This is a genomic window from Pseudonocardia alni, from assembly GCF_002813375.1.
GTDB lineage: Bacteria > Actinomycetota > Actinomycetes > Mycobacteriales > Pseudonocardiaceae > Pseudonocardia > Pseudonocardia alni.
The window spans coordinates 4,126,767-4,147,422 of record NZ_PHUJ01000003.1 but is presented as its reverse complement, the minus strand read 5'-3'; the positions used below and the strand labels follow the sequence as shown (position 1 = coordinate 4,147,422).

Below are 20,656 nucleotides of genomic sequence, written 5' to 3'. Positions count from 1 at the left end.
GGAGCCGCCCGTCCGGGTTACCCTCCGGTAATGGCGACGACGCACACCCCGGCCCCGGTGTCCGACCTCGGCACCCACGAGGTCCTCAACCAGGTCCCGCCGCGCTCGGACGGCGACCTGCTCTCCGCGGACCCGGCCGTCGTCGAGGCGCTCGCGCGGGAGGGCGGGGACGCGGCGGCGCTGGAGTCGGTGGCCGCGGCCGTCGGGACCGCGGAGCACCGCGAGCACGCCCGCTCCGCGAACGCCTGCGAGCCGGAGCTGCGCACGCACGACCGCACAGGGCACCGCGTCGACGAGGTCACGTTCCACCCGTCCTGGCACGAGCTGATGCGCACCAGCGTCGGACACGGCCTCGCCGCCGCTCCGTGGGCGGAGGAGCCCGGAACCGGCGCGCACGTCACCCGCGCGGCGGGCTTCTACCTCACCTCGCAGGTCGAGCAGGGTCACCTGTGCCCGATCTCGATGACCTACGCGTCGGTACCCGCACTGCGGCACGCGCCCGAGCTCGCCGCCGCCTACGAGCCCGGCCTGACCGCCCGCCGCTACGTGCCCGGCCTCGCCGTCCCGGCCGGCAAGGACGGCCTCCTCGCGGGCATGTCGATGACCGAGAAGCAGGGCGGCTCCGACGTCCGCGCCGGCACCACCGTCGCCACCCCTCAGCCCGACGGCAGCTACCGCCTCACCGGCCACAAGTGGTTCACCAGCGCCCCGATGAACGACCTGTTCCTCACCCTCGCCCAGGCCCCCGGCGGGCTGACCTGCCTGGTCCTGCCCCGGGTGCTGCCCGACGGCACGCGCAACGCGATCCGGCTGCAGCGGCTCAAGGACAAGCTCGGCAACCGGTCCAACGCGTCGTCGGAGATCGAGTACGCGGGCGCGGTCGGCTGGCGGGTCGGTGACGAGGGCCGCGGCGTCCGGACGATCATCGAGATGGTCTCGATGACCCGGCTGGACTGTGTGCTGGGCTCCGCGGCGACTGCGCGGGCCGCGGTCACCGAGGCCGCGCACCACGCCGCGCACCGGTCCGCGTTCGGGGCCCGACTCGCCGACCAGCCACTGATGCGGGAGGTCCTCGCCGAGCTCGCCGCCGAGACCGAGGCCGCGACAGTCCTGGCGCTGCGGCTGGCCGGCGCCGTCGACCGGGGTGAGACGGCGCTGCTGCGCCTGGCCCTGCCGGTGTCGAAGTACCTGGTGTGCAAGCGGACCTCGACCGTCGTCGCCGAGGCGCTGGAGTGCCTGGGCGGCAACGGCTACGTCGAGGAGTCCGACCTGCCCCGGCTCTACCGGGAGGCGCCGCTGAACTCGATCTGGGAGGGCTCGGGCAACGTCACCGCGCTCGACGCGCTGCGCGCCATCGCCCGCGAGCCGCACGCCGTCGAGGCACTTCTCGGCGAGATCGACCTCGCCGCGGGAGCCGACCCGCGGCTGGACGCGACGGTCACCGCGCTGCGCGCCGAGCTGGCCGCGCCGGAGGAGCGCCGGGCCCGCCGTCTCGCTGAGCTGGCCGCGCTGGCGCTGCAGGGGTCGCTGGTGGTCCGCCACGCCCCGACGGCCGTCGCGGACGTATTCCTCGCGACCCGGCTCGACGCCGACGGGCCGCTGCGCACGGCCGGGACGCGGCCGGGCAAGGACAGCGTCGGGGTGCTGCTGGAGCGGGCGACGCCGGGGATCTAGAGGCAGGGCGGCCCTGACCGCCACCACTCCCCGATCTCGTCGAGGGCCTCGTCGCCGAACGGGTTCACCCCGGACCCGGCGGCGAGGGCGTGCGCGACGTGCACGTGCAGGCACTTGACCCGGTCCGGCATCCCCCCGGCCGTGACGTCGGGGTGCGTGGCGAGCGGCTCGATGGCGTCGCGCTCGGCGAGATAGGTCTCGTGGGCGCGGCGGTAGGCGCCGGCCAGCTCGTCGTCGACGGCCAGCCGCTCCTCCATCTCCCGCATCCGGCCCTCGGCCTCGAGGGTTCCGATCCGCGACGCCAGCCGGGCGCAGGTCAGGTAGTACAGCGTCGGGAACGGGGTGCCGTCGGGCAGCCGCGGCGCGGTCTGCACGACCGCCGGGTGCCCGGACGGGCAACGGTAGGCGACCGCGAGGACCCCGCGCGGGGCGCGACCGAGCTGGTCGGCGACGGCGTCGAGGTCGGCCTGGGCGACCGGGCCCGGCTCCAGACCGGGCGGACGGGAACGAGTGCTGCTCACACCGTCATCGTCGCGGGTCGCCCGTGACGTCGTTCCACAGGGTGTGGAACCAGGGCACGCCGGGCTCGGCCTGGCCGTCCTCGACGACCGGCGCCGGCGGGGCCGGGAACTGCACGACGTAGGGGGTCTCCCCCGGCTGGACCATCCCGAGCCGGGACCGGGCCTGCGCCTCGACCTCGGCCGGATCCGAGAGCCGGGCGCGGTCGGAGGACAGCCGCGCGACGTCGGCCTCCAGCGCCTGCTGCCGGTCGGAGACGTCGGCCAGCTCCTGGCGCTGGGCGACGAAGTTGTGCAGCGGCACCGCGACGGTCAGTGCGAGCGCGCAGACCACGATGGCCAGGATCGCGGCCCGCTTCGTCGACGACAGGCCCAGCAGCCCGGTGGTGCGGGCGACGACCTCGCCGGCGCGGGACCGGGCGCGGGTCAGACGGGGCCGGGCGCCCTGCGGTCCGGCCGGCCGCGACCGCGCACCGGAGCCGCCCGTCGACGCGGGGGCCCGCGCCGAGCGTGCGGTCGTGGTCCGCGGCTTGGCCGCGGCACGGCCACGCCCCGTGCCGGTCGTGCGCGCACGAGCGTCCCGTCCACGTCCCCGACGGTCCGCCATGCACCCTCCCGTCCGTCCCGGGTTCCCTCACCCGTCAGTGCCGCCCGTACCGCTCCGTGGCGACCCGTCCAGCATGCCGCCCGATCGGGCGCCGGTGGGGGCGCCGCGCCGGACCGTCCGCAGACGATCCGGGCGGCACCGGTGTCACCGACGGGTGAACGACCGGAGCGTCAGCCCTGGCCGGGTACCTGATACCGCGGGAACGCCAGCTCGCCGTTGTAGCGGGCGGCGTCACCGAGCAGCTCCTCGATGCGCAGCAGCTGGTTGTACTTCGCCACCCGCTCGGACCGCGCCGGGGCGCCGGTCTTGATCTGGCCGCAGCCGGTCGCGACGGCGAGGTCCGCGATGGTGACGTCCTCGGTCTCCCCGGAACGGTGGCTCATCATGCAGCGGTACCCCGCGTTGTGCGCCATCGTCACCGCGTCGAGGGTCTCGGACAGGGTGCCGATCTGGTTGACCTTCACCAGCAGCGCGTTCGCGGCGCCACGGGCGATGCCGTCCTCGAGCCGCTCCGGGTTGGTGACGAACAGGTCGTCGCCGACGAGCTGCACCTTGTCGCCGATGGCCTCGGTGAGGCCGACCCAGCCGTCCCAGTCGTTCTCGTCCAGCGGGTCCTCGATGGACACCAGCGGGTAGGAGTCGACCAGCTCGGCCCACACCTCGGACAGCTTGTCCGCGGTGATCTTCTTGCCCTCGAAGGAGTACTTGCCTGCCTCGTGGAACTCGGTCGCCGCGACGTCGAGCGCCAGCACGACGTCGGTGCCCAGGGTGTAGCCGGCCCGCTGCACGGCGGCGGCGATCAGGTCGAGCGCCCCGCGGGTGCCGCCCTTGACGTCGGGGGCGAAACCGCCCTCGTCGCCGAGGCCGGTCGACAGGCCCTTGTCCTTCAGCTCCGACTTCAGCGCGTGGTAGACCTCCGCGCCCCAGCGCAGCGCCTCGCGGAAGGTCTCCGCACCGATCGGGGCGACCATGAACTCCTGCACGTCGACGGAGGTGTCGGCGTGCGCACCACCGTTGAGGATGTTCATCATCGGGACCGGCAGGACGTGCGCGTTGGAGCCGCCGACGTAGCGGAACAGCTCCAGGCCCGAGGACTCCGCCCCGGCCTTCGCGACGGCCAGCGACACGCCCAGCAGGGCGTTCGCGCCGAACTTCGACTTGTCCGGGGTGCCGTCCAGGTCGACGAGGCGCTGGTCGACCAGTCGCTGGTCCACCGCCTCGACGCCGACGAGCTCCGGCCCGATCTCGTCGAGGACGGCCGCGACGGCCTTCTCGACGCCCTTGCCGCCGTAGCGGTTCTTGTCGCCGTCCCGCAGCTCGACGGCCTCGTGTTCGCCGGTCGAGGCGCCCGACGGGACCGCGGCACGCGCCAGCGTGCCGTCGTCCAGCGCGACCTCGACCTCCACCGTGGGGTTGCCCCGGGAATCGAGGATCTCGCGTGCCCCGACCTGCTCGATGACCGCCACCGTGACTCCTGTTCTGATCGCGGGTGTCGTCCGGTGCGTCAGCGTAGTCACCGGTCGGCCCCCGGCGGGGGACGCTTGCGTCACCCTGCTCCGCACCGGCGGTCTGTCAAGACCTCGCGTCCCGCCCGGATCGCACCTAACGTAAGGGTGACCATGAGCAGTCCCCGTGCGAACCACCAGGACCCGGTCGCGGCGTTCCGCCGTGCCGACCGGCTGCTCTCCCGGCACCGCCCGCTCGAGGCACTCGACGCGCTCCGCCCCGTCCTCGACGCCCACGGTCCGGACGAGCCCGGCGACGCCTCGGTACACCTGCTCGCCGGCCGCGCCTATCTCGACTCGGCACAGCTGCGGAAGGCCGAGGCGTCGTTCGTCCGGGTCGTCGAGATGGATCCGGCCGACCACTACGCGCGCTTCGCGCTCGGCAAGACGCTGCAGCGCCAGGGCAGGCTCGGCGAGGCCGAGACGCAGCTGAAGATCGCCTCGGCGATGGATCCGCGCCCGGAGTACCAGGAGGCGCTGGGCGAGGTGCGGGCCCGCATCGCGCTCGCACCCGACCGTCCCTGAACTGCGAAAACGGATCTTCCGGGGCGAATGCCGCGCGAGCCTTCCCCGCTCGATCGGGTGAGGTTAGCCTTCCCGCCCGGCAGCACACCCTCACCTGGTGACTGCTCGTAGTGGTCATGCTGCAGGAGGTCGCATGCTGGGGAACGCGCTCATCGGGCTGCGCGAAGGACTCGAGGCCGCGCTGGTCGTGGCGATCCTGGTCGCGTTCCTGGTCCGCACCGGACGTCGCTCCGAGCTGCCCAGGGTGTGGGCCGGCGTCGCGCTCGCCGTCGCCGTCAGCGTCGGCGTCACGCTCGGGCTGACCCTGACCCAGCAGGCACTGACCTTCTCCGCGCAGGAGGCGCTCGGCGGCTCGCTCTCGATCATCGCGGTCGGCTTCGTCACCTGGATGATCTTCTGGATGCGCTCGCACGGCCGGACCCTGTCCCGGGAGCTGGAGGGCGCCCTGGACCGGGCCGTGTCGATGGGGCCGTGGGCCGTCGTCGTGATGGCGGCGCTCGCCGTCGGCCGCGAGGGCCTGGAGACCGCGATCTTCTTCTTCGCCGCCGCGCAGGCCGCGGGCGAGACGGCCGGGCCGCTGGTCGGGTTCCTGATCGGCATCGCGATCGCCGTCGCGCTGGCGTACGCGATCTACCGTGGCGCGCTGACGATCGACCTGGGCCGGTTCTTCACCGTCACCGGCTTCCTGCTGATCTTCGTCGCCGCCGGGATCCTCGCCTACGGCGTGCACGACCTGCAGGAGGCCGGGATCCTGCCGGGGCTGACCACGTTGGCCTTCGACGTCAGCGACGTGATCCCCGCCGACTCCTGGTACGGCACGCTCCTCAAGGGGATCTTCAACTTCTCACCGCGGACGACCGTGCTCGAGGCCGTCGTCTGGTCGCTCTACGTCGTGGTGGTCCTGGCGCTGTTCCTGCGCCCCGCCCGCCGGCGCGCGCCCGCCACCACCGTCGCCTGAACCCCGCACCGTCCACGGTGTCGATCCCTCTAGGAGAACGCACGATGTCCCCCGTCACGCGCACGGCCGCCGGCCTGGCGTCGCTCACCGTCGCCGCCGCGCTGCTGGCCGGCTGCACCTCGACCGCTCCCACCGCGCAGGGGGCGGGCGACGGCGGCCCGATCACCGTGAACGCCACCGACACCGCCTGCGAGATCTCGACCGCGCAGGCCCCGGCCGGCACCCTCACCTTCCGGATCACCAACGCCGGCAGCAAGGTCACCGAGTTCTACCTCTACGCCACCGGTGACCGGATCATGGGCGAGGTCGAGAACATCGGCCCCGGGCTGTCCCGCGACCTGATCGTCGAGGTCCCCGACGGCGGCACCTACACCACCGCCTGCAAGCCCGGCATGTCCGGCGACGGCATCCGCGCCCCGTTCAGCGTCACCGGCTCGGCGCAACGCGCCACCGACGCGAACGCCCAGCTGGCCGCGGCCACCGCCGGCTACAAGCGCTACGTCGACTCCCAGGTCGGCGCGCTCGTCCCGAAGACCCAGGAGTTCGCCGACGCGGTCAAGGCCGGCGAGGTCGAGAAGGCCAAGGCGCTGTTCCCGGTCGCGCGCACCTACTGGGAGCGCATCGAGCCCGTCGCCGAGTCCTTCGGCGACATCGACCCGAGGATCGACGGCCGGGAGGACGACGAGCGTGACCCGGGCGTCGGGTTCACCGGGTACCACCGGCTGGAGAAGGACCTGTGGGTCACCGGCCTGCAGCCCGACTCGGCCGCGATCGCCGACCGGCTCACCGCCGACATCACCGACCTGGCCACGCGCACCCGGACCGTCGAGCTGACCCCGGTCCAGCTCGCGAACGGCGCGAAGGAGCTCCTCGACGAGGTCGCCACCGGAAAGATCACCGGCGAGGAGGACCGCTACTCCCACACCGACCTGTGGGACTTCGCCGCGAACGTCGAGGGCTCCCGCGCCGCGGTCGCCGCACTCCGCCCGACGATCGACGCCAACGACCCCGCGCTCGGCCCGGTGCTCGACCAGCGGTTCGAGGCCGTCGAGACGCTGCTGCAGGGCTACCGGGTCGGCGACGGCTACCGGCTGTACACCCAGCTGACGCCGGAGGACACCCGCGCGATGACCGCAGCCGTCGACGCGCTGTCCGAGCCGGTCAGCAAGGTCGCGGGCACCGTGACGGCATGAGCCCATGGCACCTGTCCCGGCGACGGCTGTTCGGCCTGGCCGGCGCCGGAGCGGCGCTGGCCGGGGCGGGCGCGGCCGCGGGCTACGGGCTGTCCGGCGCGCCCGCCGCCGACGGCGTCGTCGCCTTCCGCGGCGAGCACCAGGCCGGGATCGTCACCCCGGCCCAGGACCGGCTGCACTTCGTCGCGCTCGACCTCACCTCGACCGACCGCGCCGCCGTCGCCGATCTGCTGCGCCGCTGGACCGCCGCGGCCGAGCGCATGACAACCGGCCGGGAGACCGCCGAGGGCGGCGCGATCCCGGCCAACCGCTACGCCGCCCCGGCCGACACCGGCGAGGCGCTCGGGCTCCCGGCCGCGTCGCTGACGCTGACCTTCGGTGTGGGCCCGGGGTTCTTCGACAAGCTCGGGATCGTCGACCGCCGCCCGCCCCAGCTCGCCGGGCTCCCCCGGTTCCAGGGCGACCGGCTCGACCCGGCCCGCTCCGGCGGGGACCTGTGCATCCAGGCCTGCGCCGACGACCCGCAGGTGGCCGTGCACGCGGTCCGCAACCTGGTCCGCGACGGCTTCGGCGTCACCGAGGTGCGCTGGTCGCAGCTGGGGTTCGGGCGGACGTCGTCGACCTCGACCGGGCAGGCGACCCCGCGCAACCTGTTCGGGTTCAAGGACGGCACGAACAATCTCAAGGCCGAGGAGCCCGATCTGCTCGCGCAGCACGTGTGGGTCGGCGACGAGGGCCCGGACTGGCTGCGCGGCGGCTCCTATCTGGTCGCCCGCCGGATCCGGATGCACATCGAGACCTGGGACCGCTCCGGGCTCGACGAGCAGGAGCAGATCATCGGCCGGGACAAGGGTGAGGGCGCTCCGTTGACCGGCACGGCCGAGTTCGACCTCGCCGACCTGACCGCCACCGGTCCGTCGGGGCCGGTCATCCCGGACGACAGCCACATCCGGCTCGCCTCCGCCGAGGCCAACGGCGGCGCGCGGATGCTGCGGCGCGGCTACAACTTCGTCGACGGCACCGACGGCCGCGGCCACCTCGACGCCGGGCTGTTCTTCGTCGCGTTCGTGCGCGACCCGCTGACGCAGTACGTGCCGATGCAGCGCAGGCTGGCCCGGTCCGATGGGCTCAGCGAGTACCTGGAGCACAACGGCTCAGCGGTGTTCGCGGTCCCACCCGGCCTCGCCGAGAGCGACGACCACTGGGGACGCACGCTCCTCGCCTGACCCGCACGCCGCGTCCCGCCGGCACGGCCGCGCCCGCCGGGGTGCGGGCCGGGTCAGGGAGCGGGCGGCGCCGGGACAGCGGTGCGCTGCGCGTAGTCGGCGGCGGCGGCCCACACGTCGCGGGCGTAGTCGCCGGAGGCGTTGTAGGCGAGCACCCCGCGCCACCAGTCCCCGGCGTCGGCGACGTCGCGACCGTTCGCGCACAGGTAGCCGGCCGCGGCGAGGGCGGCGTCGTCGACCTGCTGGGGGTCGGCGACACCGTCGCCGTTGCCGTCGGCGCCGTAGCGCGCCCAGGTCCCGGGCAGGAACTGCATCGGCCCGACCGCGCGGTCCAGCACCGGGTCACCGTCGAGGCGGCCGCCGTCGGTGTCGGCCACCCGGCGGGTGCCGCCGGTGCCGTCGAGCGGGATCCCGATGATCGGCGGGTCGACGCGGCCGTCCGGGCCGGGCTCGGCGCCGCGGAAGGTCGCGTGCCGGGACTCGATCCGCCCGACCCCGGCCAGCGTCGCCCAGCTCAGCCGGCAGTCCGGGGTGCGCTCGCGCTGGCGCAGTTCGGCGTTCGCGTAGGCCTGCAGGGTCCGCTCGGGGATGTCGGCCTCGGTCGCGGTCGCCCGGGCCCACGCGACGACGTCGGTGCCCGCGGGCAGCGGCGCGGACGCGGGCGGGGCGGACTGCCGGTCGACCGGGGTCCGGGGCAGCGACGGCCCGAAGTCCGGGCCGGTCGCCAGCGCGACGAGCACGATCAGGGCCAGGATGCCGCCGATGGCCGCGAGCAGCGACTGGGTGCGCACGCTCCCACGTTACCGACGGGTATCACCCGATCGGGGTGCGGGTCAGGGACCGTCCCAGTAGCGGCGCCACTCCTCGGCGGTCAGCGCGTGCGGGTCGAGTCCGTCGGCGGCGGCGGCCTTCTCCGCCGACCGCACCCGCGCCTCGAACTCCCGGGCCGCCGTCCGCAGCGCGGCCTCCGGGTCACCGCCGCGGAGCTGTGCGGCTGCGGCCAGCCGGAACAGCGCCGCGCCGGCACCGTCGTCGGCGGGCAGCAGGTCCGCGGGCAGCCCCGCCTTCGCGGTGCGGGAGGTCAGCTTCGCGGCGAGCGCGACGGCCGGCTGGACCGTCGCGATGCCGTCGACACTGGACTCGCGCTGCTTCTCGGCGCGCTTGAGCTCGTCCCAGCGGCGGTCCTGGTCGGCGGCCGTGGCGACCTGCTCCCCCGCGGCGAACACGTGCGGGTGGCGGCCGACGAGCTTGTCGACCAGCCCGGTCGCGACCTCGTCGATCCCGAACGGGGCGCCGTCGTGCTCGGTGGCGACGCGGGCGTGGAACAGCACCTGCAGCAGCACGTCGCCGAGCTCCTCGCGCAGCTCGGTGCGGTCACCGTCCTCGATGGACTGATAGAGCTCGTAGCACTCCTCGACGAGGTAGCGCAGCAGCGAGGTGTGGGTCTGTTCGGCGTCCCACGGGCAGCCGCCGGGCGAGCGCAGCCGGTCCATCACCGCGACGGCGTCGAGCACCGCGTGCCCGGTGGGCGGCGGCACCGCACCGGGGTGCGCGGCGGCGGGGTGGCCCGCCGGGACCAGCAGCACCGTGCCGTCGGCGAGCCCGGCGGGGTCGGTGCCGGTCCAGTCGGCGGCACCGGCGGCGGCGCCCGCGTCGAGACCGGGCACGGCGAGCACGTCGGTCGCGGAGCGCAGCAGCGGCAGTGCCGCGGCCGGGAGTGCGGCCCCGCGCCGGGGGCAGACGACGACCGTCGCGGCCATCAGGGAGCGGGCGGGGTCGGGTTGCCCGCGGCGACCGGGAGCACCACGGAGGCGTCCTCGGCGGTCGGTACGGCGAGCATCTGGATCGGGTCCCACTCGCCGTAGCGGGGGTTGAGCTGCACGCCGGTGCGCAGCGCGGTGGGGGTCAGCATGCGGATCCCGGCCTCGGACAGCGAGCGCTGGTCCAGCTGGCCTACCGCGTCGCCCGGGGCGGGGGCGCCGAGGTCGCGCTCGGTCACCCGGACCACGACCCAGCCCTGGCCGCTGCCCAGCGGGAACGCCGCGACCCAGCCGGCCGGGATCCCGATCAGCGGGGTGAGCGCGGCCTGCGGGGTCTCGGCCGGGCGGATCGCGAGCCCGCGCTGGGTGGTGCCGGCACCGGCCAGCGCCGCCTCGGCCCGCTGCCCGCCGGCGGCGACCTCACGGGCCAGCGTGGTGGCCTGTGCCCGGTCCTGGGCGACCGCGACGTCCGCGGTCACCGACAGCCGCGGCAGCTCGCGGCGGGCGAGCTCGGACAGGGTCAGCTCGTCCCTGGTGGCGGCCTGCGCACCGCCGACCGCCAGCGACGACTCCTGCACCGCCTGCTCGCCGCCCTGCCGGGCGATCGCCGCGGCGACCTGCTGGTCGGACACGGTGACGCCCTGCTCCGGGGCGGTCAGGCCGATCAGGTCGCGGATCACCAGCTGGGACACCACGGCCCGCCCGATGTCGGCCTCGGACCCGCCCTGGGCCTTGAGACCGTCGACCAGCCCGGGCCGGGTGAGCACCGAGGTGATCGCGGGCTGCACGGTGGCGAGCGGGATCGACGTCTCGCCGACGATCGCGGCTGCGTCGACCCGGCTCGGTCCGGTGCCGCAGCCGGCCCCGGTGACAGCGACGGCCCCGACGATCAGCAGGGCGGCGGTGATCCTGCGAGTGCGCACGGCGGTCAGCCTCTCACGCGATGTGGTGCCGATCTCCCCCGCCCGGCCGGCCCGGTAGTGCGGGCCGGGCCGCCGACGGCCGCCCCGCGAGGTCCGGCGGCCGCGCGGGCGGGTGCTCGTCGAGCCGGGCCAGGGCCATCGCGATCGCCCGGTCCAGCTGCGGGTCCCGTCCCGACGCCCGGTCCTGCGGGGTCACCACCACCTCCACGTCGGGGTCGACGCCATGGTTCTCCATCGTCCAGCCGACGTCGTCGAACCAGGTGGCGTAGCGGGGCTGGGTCACCAGGGTGCCGTCGACGAGCCGGTAGCGGCTGTCGATCCCGATCACCCCGCCCCAGGTCCGGGTCCCGACGACCGGGCCGACCCCGAGCCGCTTGATGGCGGCGGTGACGATGTCGCCGTCGGAGCCGGAGCGCTCGTCGGCCAGGGTCACCACCGGCCCGCGCGGCGCCTGCTCGGGGTAGGTGGCGGGTGCGCCGTGCCGGGGCAGGTCCCACCCGATGACGCGGCGGGCGAGCTTCTCCACCACCAGCTGCGAGGTGTGCCCGCCGCGGTTGCCGCGCACGTCGAGCAGCAGGCCGTCCTTCGCGGTCTCGCGGGCGAGGTCGCGGTGCAGCTGGGCCCAGCCGTAGCCCATCATGTCCGGCACGTGCAGGTAGCCCAGCCGGCCGCCGGAACGCTCGGCGACCTCGGCGCGCAGCCGGGCCACCCGGTCCTGGTAGCGCAGCTCGTCCTCGGAGTGCAGCGGGCGCACCGCGACGCGGCGGACGGTACCCGCGTCGGGCCGGTCGGGGCCGGAGCGGACGGTGAGCTCCACGGTGCTCCCGGCCGTCGCGACGAGCAGTGGCGCGACCCCCCAGTGCGGGTCCAGCGGGCGCCCGTTCACCTCCAGCAGCACGTCCCCGGCCCGCACGTCGACGCCCGGCCCGGACAGCGGGCTGCGCGCGGCGGGCGCGGAGGTCTCCGGCGGCAGGACGCGCCGGACCCGCCACCCCGGTCCGCCTGCGGGGTCGGGTTCCAGGTCCGCCCCGAGCAGGCCGGGGCGCCCGGTCGGGTCGCCCCCGGCGCGGCCGCCCATGACGTAGGCGTGCGAGGTCCCCAGCTCGCCGTGCAGCTCCCACAACACGTCGAGCAGGTCGTCGTGGCTCCCGGCCCGGTCGACCAGCGGCCGGTACCGGGCGGTCTCGGCGGCCCAGTCGACGCCGGCCATGTCCTCGACCCAGAAGTGGTCGCGCATGAGACGTGCGGTCTCGTCGAACATCTGCTGCCACTCCGCGACCGGGTCGACGGTGACCACGAGCCGGCGGGTGTCGATCGTGAACTCGTCGCCGCCCGCGTCGTCCTCGGGTGCCGCGGAGCCGCCCCGGTCGGCGCGCAGCAGCCGCACCGTGCCCCGGTCGCGGACGACGAGCCGGGTTCCGTCGCCGCTCACGGCGAACGACGACGCCGGATCGGCGACCACGGTGACCGTGCGCCGGGCCAGGTCGAACCGCTCCAGCACGGCGCGGTCGGGCTCGGCGTCGTCGTCGGGGAGGCTGTCGCCGAGCACGCCGGTGCCGCCGGGCAGCCGCAGCCACACCAGGCCGCCCCGGACCGCGGCGAGCCGGGTGTAGCGGGCGGCCTCGACCGGAACGCCGACGACCCGGTCGGCCAGGCCCTCGACGTCGACGACGACCTCCGGCGGTACCTCGTCGGCGTCGCGCCCGGACCGGCGACGGCCGCCACGCGCCCCGCTCCGGGCCTGCGTCCCGGCCCCGGTCGCCGCGGCCACCGCGCGGCCCGCACCGTCGGCGGCTCCGTCACCGGACGGCTCGGGCTCGTCGCCGGGCTCCGGCGGGGCCGGGGGCGTCGACGGGGTCGCGGGCGGGTCGTCCGGGCCTTCGTCGGCCGGGTCCACCGGGCGGCCGTCCGGCCCCGCCCCGAACGGCGACGGCGTCCGCGCGGCCAGCGGCACCAGGAACGGCTTCCAGCCGGTGCCGAAGGTCAGGTCGAAGGAGTGCTCGTCGTAGCTGGGGTCGAACACCCGCCGGGACAGGAACGCCAGGTGCCTGCCGTCGGCGGTGAAGACCGGGTCGCTGTCGTGGAAGCGGGCCGGGGTGACCTCGGCGTGCTCGCCGTCGGCGACCCGGGTGAGCACGATCCGCGACAGCCCCTCGGGGGCCGGGTCGCACCAGGCCAGCCAGGCCGAGTCCGGTGACCAGGACACGTCGGAGGGCTCGCCCGCGGTGCCGCGGTGCAGCTCGCGCAGCTCCCCCACCGCCCGGGCCGGGACGGCCTCGTCGACCACGCCGTCGTCGGGCCGGTCGTCGGGGCCGGGTTCCGGGTCCGGTGCGGGATCGGCGCCGGTGTGCAGCACCAGCAGCCTGCCGTCGTGCGTGGTGAGCGCGACGGCGGACCCGTCCGGTGCCGGGGCCAGCTCCAGGACCCGTCCGATGCCGCCCGCGGCGTACCGCGCCCGCTCCGGGGCGTCCGGGAGGTGCGGGTCGAGCGGGGCCACGACCACGGCGTCCTCGCCGGTCGCGTCGTCCACCCATACGGCGCGGTGCGTGCCGAGCGGGTGCGCGAGCCGGGCCCGCACACCGGGCTCGGCGAGCAGTGCGCGGGCGGGGCCGTCGCGGTGGGTGAGCCGGTGCACGGTCCCGCGCACCGACACGATGCTCGTGCGGCCGGTGCGGTCGGGCCGGACCGGGCCGAGGTCGGCGGGCAGCGACGCGCGGAACGGCTCGCGGGCGCGCCGCGGCCCGCCGGGCCGGACGTCGATCCGGCGCGGCTGCGAGGCGGCGGACAGGTCGTCCAGCAGGAAGATCTCCCCGGCCGACTCGTAGACCACCCGGCGCCCGTCGGTGCTCGCGTGCCGGGCGTAGAAGTCGGTGCCGCCGCCGGACCCGTGGTCGGTGTGCCGGCGCAGGTCGGTGCCGGGGTCGGCGAGCGGGACGGAGTAGACGTTCCCCCAGCCCTCGTGGTCGGAGACGAACGCCAGCCGCGGGCCCGACCCGTCGTCGACGACCATGGGGCACTCCAGCTGCCCGGCCAGGGCGGCGAGGACCCGGGTGAACTCCCCCGTCCCGGCGGTGTCGAGCCACAGCCGGCCGGCGCGCCCACCGCGGTAGCGCTTCCAGTGGGCCGCGTCGCGCCCGCCCTCGACCTGGGTGAGCACGGCGGGTCCGCCGGGCTGGTGGGCGAGCGCGGAGAGCGTGCCGTACGGCAGCAGCCGCGGTGCCCCGCCGGTCGCCGGGACCGCGTACGCCCACAGCCGAGAGGTCGCGTCGCCGTGCGCGGACAGCGCGACCACCGCGCCGTCGGGGGTCCAGCCCGCGGCGCGGGTCGGCGCCTCGCCCCACCAGGTCAGCCGGGTGGGCGTGCCACCCTCGGCGTCGACCCGGTACACCTCGGGTGCGCCGTCGCGCCGGGACGCGAACGCGACGGACCCGCCGTCGGGCGAGAAGCGCGGTGCGGTGACGGGCACCCCGTCCGCGGTCAGGCGGTGGGCCCGCCCGCCCTCGACCGGAGCCGTCCACAGGTCGTCCTCCGCGACCAGGACGAGCGTGTCACCCGACAGATGGGGATGGCGCAGGAAGCTCACACGGCGACGTTAGCCGCACGCACCGACATTCCGGACCCGCCCGCGGCGGGGTCCCCGGTGCAGACGCAGCGCAGCGGGGCGAAGCCGTTGAAGCCCACCGAGGAGTAGCTGGCGGTGTAGGCGCCGGTGTGCAGCAGCCGGACCACGTCACCGGCGCACAGGTCGTCGGGGAGCAGGTAGGGGTGCCTGCGGTAGAGCACGTCGGCGCTGTCGCAGGTCGGCCCGGCCAGTACGACCGGGGAGCGGGGGCCGTCGTCGTGCGCGGTGCGGATCGGGTAGCGGACCAGCTCGCCCTCGGTCTCGGCGAGCCCGCCGAAGCGGCCGACGTCGAGGTAGACCCAGCGCGGACCGGCGTCACCGTCCCGGTCGGACACGAGCACGACCTCGCTGTGGAGCGTCCCCGCGTCGGCGACGAGGCCCCGGCCCGGTTCGATCATCAGCTCCGGCCGGTCGTCGCCGAACTCCGCGGCGACCGCCTCGCGGATCGCGTCCCCGTAGTCCGACAGCGGGCGGACCTGCGCGTCGTAGTGCGCGGGGAAGCCGCCGCCGAGGTCGAGCAGGTCGGGTCGCAGCCCGCGGGCGCGGACCCGGCGGAACACCTCCGCGGCGTCGGCGATCCCGGCCCGCCACGCCCCCGGGTCGAGCTGCTGGGAACCGACGTGGAACGACACCCCGGCGGCCCGCAGCCCGGCCGCGTCGGCGTCGAGCAGCAGCGACGCGGCCGCGGCCGTCGAGCACCCGAACTTGCGGTCCAGCGGGAAGCAGGAGCCCGCGCCGGTGCAGGTGACCCGGACGAACACCTCCGCCCCCGGCGCGCAGCGCGCGATCTTGGCCAGCTCGGCGGCCGAGTCGACGGCGAACCGCCGCACTCCGCTGCGGTGCGCGAACGCGATGTCGCGTTCCTTCTTCACGGTACTGCCGTAGGAGATGTCCGCGGGCCGCGCGCCGGCTGCGAGGCACAGTTCCAGCTCCGGCCGGCTGGCGACGTCGAATCGCGCACCGAGACCGACCAGGAATGCGACGAGCCGCGGGGCCGGATTCGCCTTGACCGCATAGAACAGTTTCGCGCCGGGAAGTGCACGCCCGAATTCGGCGTACCGTTCCCGGACGGCGTCCAGGTCCAGTACCAGGTACGGAGTGCAGAGTTCGACGGATTCGGTGGAGACGGGCCGGCGATCGGACATCGGACACACCTCTTTCCCGGACACAGGGAGTTCACGACGGAAACGGCGTTCTGATCCGCCGTCGATCCGATCGTAAAACAGTGCGGATCACGTCCGTGGGGTGCCGTGGATCACCGGGGGAAACGGGAACCCACGTCGCGCGATTGATCCCGACAACTCCGGCGAGCGGTTCGCCGGCGTCCGTCCCGTTCCGTCCCGGAAACGGCACGGACGCCGACACCCGATGTTCTTCGGTGCAGCACCCGGTGTTCATCAACGCGGCGTCAACGCCGCGTCGGGGCCGCGTCAGGACGAGGCGGAGCTGTGCACCGGGGTGGAGGTCGGCACGATCTGCAGCAGGAGCTCCGCGCACCAGCCGAGCAGCTCGACGTCGCGCATGGCGGCGCCGCCGGTCCGGTTGCCCTGCACCGGCTTGGGCACCGTGACGACCTGCGCGGCCGCCTTGTACTGCGCCTTGGGGTAGAGCCGGCGCAGCCGCAGCTGGGCGGAGTCGGGCAGCTGCATCGGACCGATCCGCAGCTGGGTGCCCGCCGACGCGACCTCACGGATGCCGAGGCGGCGGCAGAGCTGGCGGAACCGGGCGACCTCCAGCAGGTTGCGCACCGGGGTCGGGGGCTCGCCGTAGCGGTCGGTCAGCTCCTCGACGATCGCGGTGAGCGCGGCGTCGTCCGGCGCCTCGGCGATCTTGCGGTAGACCTCCAGGCGCAGCCGCTCGCCGTCGACGTAGTCGTGCGGGACGTGCGCGTCGACCGGCAGGTCGACCCGGACCTCCTGCAGCTCCTCCGGCTCGGCCCCGATCTCCCCGCCCGCCTGCCTGCGGAACGCCGCGACGGCCTCCCCGACCAGGCGGATGTAGAGGTCGAACCCGACGCCGGCGATGTGGCCGGACTGCTCGGCACCGAGGATGTTGCCCGCGCCGCGGATCTCCAGGTCCTTCATCGCGACGGCCGCGCCGGAGCCGAGCTCGGAGTGCTGGGCGATGGTGGCGAGCCGGTCGTGCGCGGTCTCGGTGAGCGGATGCTCCGCCGGGAACAGGAAGTAGGCGTAGCCGCGGTCGCGGCCACGCCCGACCCGGCCGCGCAGCTGGTGGAGCTGGGACAGGCCGAGGGTGTCGGAGCGTTCGACGATCAGGGTGTTGGCGTTCGAGATGTCCAGGCCGTTCTCGACGATCGTGGTGCAGACCAGCACGTCGAACTCGCGGTGCCAGAACGCGCTGACGGTCCGCTCCAGCAGGTCCTCGTTCATCTGCCCGTGCGCGACGGCGACCCGCGCCTCGGGGACGAGGTCCTGGATCTTCTTGGCCGCCCGGTCGATCGAGCTGACCCGGTTGTGCACGTAGAACACCTGGCCGTCGCGCAGCAACTCGCGGCGCAGGGCGGCGGCGACCTGCTTGTCGTCGTAGGCGCCGACGTAGGTCAGGGTCGGGTGCCGCTCCTCGGGCGGGGTGGTGATCGCCGACATCTCGCGGATGCCGGCGAGGCTCATCTCCAGGGTCCGCGGGATCGGCGTCGCGGACAGGGTGAGGACGTCGACGTGCGCCCGGAGCGCGGTGATGTGCTCCTTGTGCTCGACGCCGAAGCGCTGCTCCTCGTCGACGATCACCAGGCCGAGATCCTTGTAGCGGATGCCGGTCTGGAGCAGCCGGTGCGTCCCGACGACGACGTCGACGGTGCCGTCGGCGAGCTTCTCGATCGTCTCGCGCGCCTCGGCCGGGTCGGTGAACCGCGACAGCCCGCGCACGGTCACCGGGAACTGGCGCATCCGCTCGGAGAACGTCGACAGGTGCTGGGTGGCGAGCAGCGTCGTCGGGACGAGGACGGCGACCTGCTTGCCGTCCTGCACCGCCTTGAACGCCGCCCGCACCGCGATCTCGGTCTTGCCGAACCCGACGTCGCCGGAGATGACGCGGTCCATCGGGACCGGACGCTCCATGTCCCGCTTGACCTCGTCGATCGCGGAGAGCTGGTCGGGGGTCTCGGTGTAGGGGAAGGCGTCCTCGAGCTCGCGCTGCCACGGGGTGTCCGCGCCGAACGCGTGCCCCGGCGAGGCCTGGCGCGCCGCGTAGAGCTGCACCAGACCGGCCGCGATGTCCTTGACCGCCTTGCGGGCGCGGCTCTTGGTCTTGGCCCAGTCCCCGCCGCCGAGCTTGTTGACGGCGGGCTGCTCGCCGCCCACGTAGCGGCTGATCTCGTCGAGGGCGTCGGTCGGCACGAAGAGCCGGTCGGCGGGCTGGCCGCGCTTGGAGCTGGCGTACTCCAGCACCAGGTACTCGCGGGTGGCGCCCTGGACGGTGCGCTCCTTCATCTCGATGAAGCGTCCGATGCCGTGCTGGTTGTGGACGACGAAGTCGCCGGGCTGCAGCACGGCCAGGTCGACGGCGTTGCGCTTGCGGGGGGTGGTCTTGCGCGGCGCGGTGTCGAGCCCGGCGCGGCTGCCGGTCAGGTCGGCCTCGGAGACGACGACCAGCCCGACCTCCGGCGCGGTGAACCCGTTCAGCACGCGCCCGCAGGTGACGGTGACGATCCCCTTCTCCGGGGCGTCGGCGAGCACCGGGACGGCGGAGGCGGGGACCTCGGCCTCGCGCAGCTGCTCCAGCGAGCGGTCGGCGGTGCCCTGCCCGGCCAGCACGAGCACCGCGGCGCCGCCGGTGGCGACGTGCGCGCGCAGGTCGGTCAGCGCGCGGTCGGTGTCGCCCCGGTAGGGCTCGATCTCGTGCACGCCCGCCACGACGACGTCGTCGGAGCCCGACAGCAGCGGCGACAGCGAGACCACCGGGCGGCCGGTCGCCGTCGCGTGGTCCAGCGTGACGCGCAGGTCGCGGTAGGCCGACCCGGAGACGTCGATCGGGGCCTCGCCGCCGGAGCCGGACGCCAGCCAGGACGCCTCCAGGAACTCCTGCCCGGTGCGCACGAGGTCCGCGCAGCGGGTGCGGATGCGCTCGGGGTCGGCGAGCAGCACCCGCGTCCCGTCCGGGAGCAGGTCGGTGAGCGTCTGCATCTCCCCGCCGACCAGCGCCGGGATCAGCGACTCCATGCCCTCGCCGGGGATGCCCTCGGACAGCTTCTCGAGCAGCTCGCGCAGCGGGTTGCGGTTGAGGCCCGCGGTCTCGGGCTGCTCCAGGGCCAGCTCGCCGGCCCGCTCGCGCACCGGGGTGGTGAGCAGCAGCTCGCGGCACGGCGGCACGTCGATCCGCGTGACCTCGCCGACCGAGCGTTGGTCCGCGACGGAGAACGACCGCACCTCGGAGACCTCGTCGCCCCAGAACTCGACGCGCACCGGGTGCTCGGCGGTCGGCGGGAAGATGTCGAGGATGCCGCCGCGCACGGCGAACTCGCCGCGGGTGGTGACCATCTCGGCGCGGCTGTAGGCCAGCTCCACCAGCCGCACCAGCAGCTGCTCGAAGTCGTACTCCTCGCCGACGGCCAGCGTCACCGGGGCGAGCGTGCCCAGCCCGGGCGCGACCGGCTGGATCAGGCTGCGCGCCGCGGTCACGACCACCCGAGGGGCGGTCTCCGCCGAGGAGAGCCGGTGGAAGATCGTCAGCCGGCGGGCGACGGTGTCCGGGCGCGGGGACAGCTTCTCGTGCGGCAGCGTCTCCCAGCTCGGCAGTACGACGACCGGCGCGCCCGCGCAGTCGTGCACCGTGTCGGCGGCGGCGCCCGGCGCCTCGCCGTGGCCGAGCAGGTCCGACACCGCGGCCGCGAGGTCCTCGGCCTCCCGGTCGGTGGCGGTCACGGCGAGCACCGTGGAGGTCTCGGCGAGCCCGGCGGCGAGCAGCGGGCGCACCGCGGAGGGACCCTCGACCTGCACGGCAGGGGTCTCACCGGCGCGGGTGTCCGCGGCACGGGCGGCGTCGACGGCGGCGCGGAGACCGGCGTCGGACAGGGCGGAGGTGAGCAGACCGGACAGGATGGCCACGACGGCGCTGGCTCCTCGGTGGAGGTGGGCTGGCGGTGCGCGCGGCGACGGGGGCCGGCCGCGGGCAGGACAGACCCCTGCCCGGGTCGCGGTAGGGCTCCCGACCCGGTCGGGGTGCCGACCTCCGAGTTTACGCCTGGCCCACGCGGGCGCCGACCGAGGCGTCGGTGTCCCGCGGCACGTCCCGCTCAGAGCAGCCCGTCGCGCTCCAGGGTCGCCTCGTAGAGGTCGAGCATCCGCTCGTCGTCGCCCCCGGCGGCGACGGCCGCGTCGGCGTAGGCCTTCTCGAAGCGCTCCTGGTTGGCCTGCCAGGTGCGACGGAAGGTGTCGGCGTCACGACGCCAGTAGCCGAGCACGCCGTAGGCGCCGGGCGGCAGGCCGCGCTCGTGGCGCAGGTGCTTGCGGGCGGCGCGGGTCGCGGACGCCTCACCGCCGACGTAGACGTAGCCGGGCCCGTCCGGCAGCGCCAGCCCGGCGACGATCTCCGCCAGCCGGCTGCCGGTCTCGCTCGCGGGCTCGCGGCGGACCCGCGCCCGCGCGGGGAAGTCGGCCGGGACCTCGTCGATCTCCAGGACGACCTCGGTGTCGATGCCCTCGGGTGTCTCGGTGACGATCCGGGCGAGCGCCGGGAGCGCGGCCGCGTCGCCGACGAGGATCTGCCAGCCGACGCCGGCCGGGCGCTTGAACCAGCTGTTGGAGTGCGAGACCTCGATCTCGTCACCGACGCAGGCCCGCCGGGCCCAGCCGGCGCCGACCCCGCCGGGGTGGCAGACCAGGTCGATGGACGCCCGGGTGCGGCAGGGGCTGACCTCGCGCAGGGTGTACCAGCGACCGTGGTCGTCGCGGCCGCCGTCGGGCAGCGGGAAGTGGAAGACGCAGGCCTCGTCGGGGACGCCCGGCAGGCCGAGACCGGCGAGCCCCTCCCCCTCGAGCTCGGCCCGGACGAAGACGTCCGAGAGCCGCTGCAGACTCACCACACGGACCGCCGCCCGGTCCTCGGTCACGACCGACATCGCCGCCTCCTCCATAGGTGAGGCTCAGCTAACCATGAGGGAGCGGACCACACCAAACGGATCTTCCGG

15 protein-coding genes are annotated in these 20,656 nt (G+C 75.0%); 5 read left to right on the top strand and 10 right to left on the bottom strand.

The window, feature by feature from the left end; genetic code table 11:
* Positions 1 to 30: 30 nt before the first annotated feature.
* Positions 31 to 1,674: an acyl-CoA dehydrogenase family protein gene (locus tag ATL51_RS20540; RefSeq protein ID WP_100879623.1), complete on the top strand. Its 1,644-nt coding sequence runs from the start codon at positions 31 to 33 to the stop codon at positions 1,672 to 1,674.
* Here ATL51_RS20540 and ATL51_RS20535 read toward each other — a convergent pair.
* From ATL51_RS20535 to eno, 3 genes are all read right to left on the bottom strand, one after another.
* Positions 1,671 to 2,195, bottom strand: coding sequence for a DUF501 domain-containing protein (locus tag ATL51_RS20535; RefSeq protein ID WP_073577653.1), 525 nt, complete (start codon positions 2,193 to 2,195; stop codon positions 1,671 to 1,673). The two genes, ATL51_RS20540 and ATL51_RS20535, sit on opposite strands and share 4 nt — an antisense overlap.
* 4 nt (positions 2,196 to 2,199) lie before the next feature.
* Positions 2,200 to 2,799, bottom strand: a complete 600-nt coding sequence (locus ATL51_RS20530; RefSeq protein ID WP_073577652.1) for an FtsB family cell division protein — start codon at positions 2,797 to 2,799, stop codon at positions 2,200 to 2,202.
* Between the two features lie 170 nt (positions 2,800 to 2,969).
* Positions 2,970 to 4,265 (bottom strand): phosphopyruvate hydratase, encoded by a 1,296-nt coding sequence (gene eno, locus ATL51_RS20525; protein WP_073577651.1) that lies wholly within the window; start codon positions 4,263 to 4,265, stop codon positions 2,970 to 2,972.
* 153 nt (positions 4,266 to 4,418) lie between these two features.
* Between eno and ATL51_RS20520 the strand changes: the two genes are divergently transcribed.
* The 4 genes from ATL51_RS20520 to efeB all read left to right on the top strand — a co-directional run bounded on the left by ATL51_RS20520 (position 4,419) and on the right by efeB (position 8,206).
* Positions 4,419 to 4,829: a tetratricopeptide repeat protein gene (locus ATL51_RS20520; protein WP_100879622.1), complete on the top strand. Its 411-nt coding sequence runs from the start codon at positions 4,419 to 4,421 to the stop codon at positions 4,827 to 4,829.
* Between the two features lie 133 nt (positions 4,830 to 4,962).
* Positions 4,963 to 5,787 carry an iron uptake transporter permease EfeU gene (gene efeU / locus ATL51_RS20515; RefSeq protein WP_100879621.1) on the top strand — a complete coding sequence of 275 codons (825 nt, stop codon included), beginning with the start codon at positions 4,963 to 4,965 and terminating at the stop codon, positions 5,785 to 5,787.
* 44 nt (positions 5,788 to 5,831) lie between these two features.
* Positions 5,832 to 6,980 carry an iron uptake system protein EfeO gene (gene efeO, locus ATL51_RS20510; protein ID WP_100879620.1) on the top strand — a complete coding sequence of 383 codons (1,149 nt, stop codon included), beginning with the start codon at positions 5,832 to 5,834 and terminating at the stop codon, positions 6,978 to 6,980.
* Positions 6,977 to 8,206, top strand: a complete 1,230-nt coding sequence (gene efeB / locus ATL51_RS20505) for an iron uptake transporter deferrochelatase/peroxidase subunit (protein WP_100879619.1) — start codon at positions 6,977 to 6,979, stop codon at positions 8,204 to 8,206. The genes efeO and efeB overlap by 4 nt, the downstream gene beginning before the upstream one ends.
* 53 nt (positions 8,207 to 8,259) lie before the next feature.
* Here the strand turns inward: efeB and ATL51_RS20500 are convergent, their stop codons facing one another.
* The 7 genes from ATL51_RS20500 to ATL51_RS20470 form a co-directional block, all read right to left on the bottom strand.
* Positions 8,260 to 8,997: a lytic transglycosylase domain-containing protein gene (locus ATL51_RS20500; RefSeq protein ID WP_100879618.1), complete on the bottom strand. Its 738-nt coding sequence runs from the start codon at positions 8,995 to 8,997 to the stop codon at positions 8,260 to 8,262.
* 42 nt (positions 8,998 to 9,039) lie between these two features.
* The gene (locus ATL51_RS20495; RefSeq protein ID WP_100879617.1) at positions 9,040 to 9,966 is read right to left on the bottom strand and encodes a MazG family protein; all 927 of its coding nucleotides are present in this window, start codon (positions 9,964 to 9,966) and stop codon (positions 9,040 to 9,042) included.
* Entirely contained in the window at positions 9,966 to 10,889 is a 924-nt protein-coding gene (locus ATL51_RS20490) for a peptidylprolyl isomerase (protein ID WP_073577645.1), read from the bottom strand. The genes ATL51_RS20495 and ATL51_RS20490 overlap by 1 nt, the downstream gene beginning before the upstream one ends.
* 13 nt (positions 10,890 to 10,902) lie before the next feature.
* On the bottom strand, positions 10,903 to 14,472 hold the full coding sequence (locus tag ATL51_RS20485) for a S41 family peptidase (protein WP_100879615.1): 3,570 nt from the start codon (positions 14,470 to 14,472) through the stop codon (positions 10,903 to 10,905).
* On the bottom strand, positions 14,469 to 15,656 hold the full coding sequence (locus ATL51_RS20480) for a type III PLP-dependent enzyme (protein WP_100879614.1): 1,188 nt from the start codon (positions 15,654 to 15,656) through the stop codon (positions 14,469 to 14,471). The genes ATL51_RS20485 and ATL51_RS20480 overlap by 4 nt, the downstream gene beginning before the upstream one ends.
* A 285-nt stretch (positions 15,657 to 15,941) precedes the next feature.
* On the bottom strand, positions 15,942 to 19,565 hold the full coding sequence (gene mfd / locus ATL51_RS20475) for a transcription-repair coupling factor (RefSeq protein ID WP_100880837.1): 3,624 nt from the start codon (positions 19,563 to 19,565) through the stop codon (positions 15,942 to 15,944).
* 197 nt (positions 19,566 to 19,762) lie between these two features.
* Complete coding sequence (locus ATL51_RS20470) at positions 19,763 to 20,587, bottom strand: siderophore-interacting protein (RefSeq protein ID WP_167410028.1); 825 nt, start codon at positions 20,585 to 20,587, stop codon at positions 19,763 to 19,765.
* Positions 20,588 to 20,656: the final 69 nt, after the last annotated feature.

What these genes read in the sequence shown, in the direction of transcription:
- ATL51_RS20470 (WP_167410028.1), bottom strand. Translation starts at nt 20,587, where the DNA reads ATGTCGGTCGTGACCGAGGACCGGGCGGCGGTCCGTGTGGTGAGTCTG.
- ATL51_RS20530 (WP_073577652.1), bottom strand. Translation starts at nt 2,799, where the DNA reads ATGGCGGACCGTCGGGGACGTGGACGGGACGCTCGTGCGCGCACGACC.
- efeB (WP_100879619.1), top strand. Translation starts at nt 6,977, where the DNA reads ATGAGCCCATGGCACCTGTCCCGGCGACGGCTGTTCGGCCTGGCCGGC.
- efeU (WP_100879621.1), top strand. Translation starts at nt 4,963, where the DNA reads ATGCTGGGGAACGCGCTCATCGGGCTGCGCGAAGGACTCGAGGCCGCG.
- efeO (WP_100879620.1), top strand. Translation starts at nt 5,832, where the DNA reads ATGTCCCCCGTCACGCGCACGGCCGCCGGCCTGGCGTCGCTCACCGTC.
- ATL51_RS20540 (WP_100879623.1), top strand. Translation starts at nt 31, where the DNA reads ATGGCGACGACGCACACCCCGGCCCCGGTGTCCGACCTCGGCACCCAC.
- ATL51_RS20495 (WP_100879617.1), bottom strand. Translation starts at nt 9,966, where the DNA reads ATGGCCGCGACGGTCGTCGTCTGCCCCCGGCGCGGGGCCGCACTCCCG.
- ATL51_RS20480 (WP_100879614.1), bottom strand. Translation starts at nt 15,656, where the DNA reads ATGTCCGATCGCCGGCCCGTCTCCACCGAATCCGTCGAACTCTGCACT.
- ATL51_RS20520 (WP_100879622.1), top strand. Translation starts at nt 4,419, where the DNA reads ATGAGCAGTCCCCGTGCGAACCACCAGGACCCGGTCGCGGCGTTCCGC.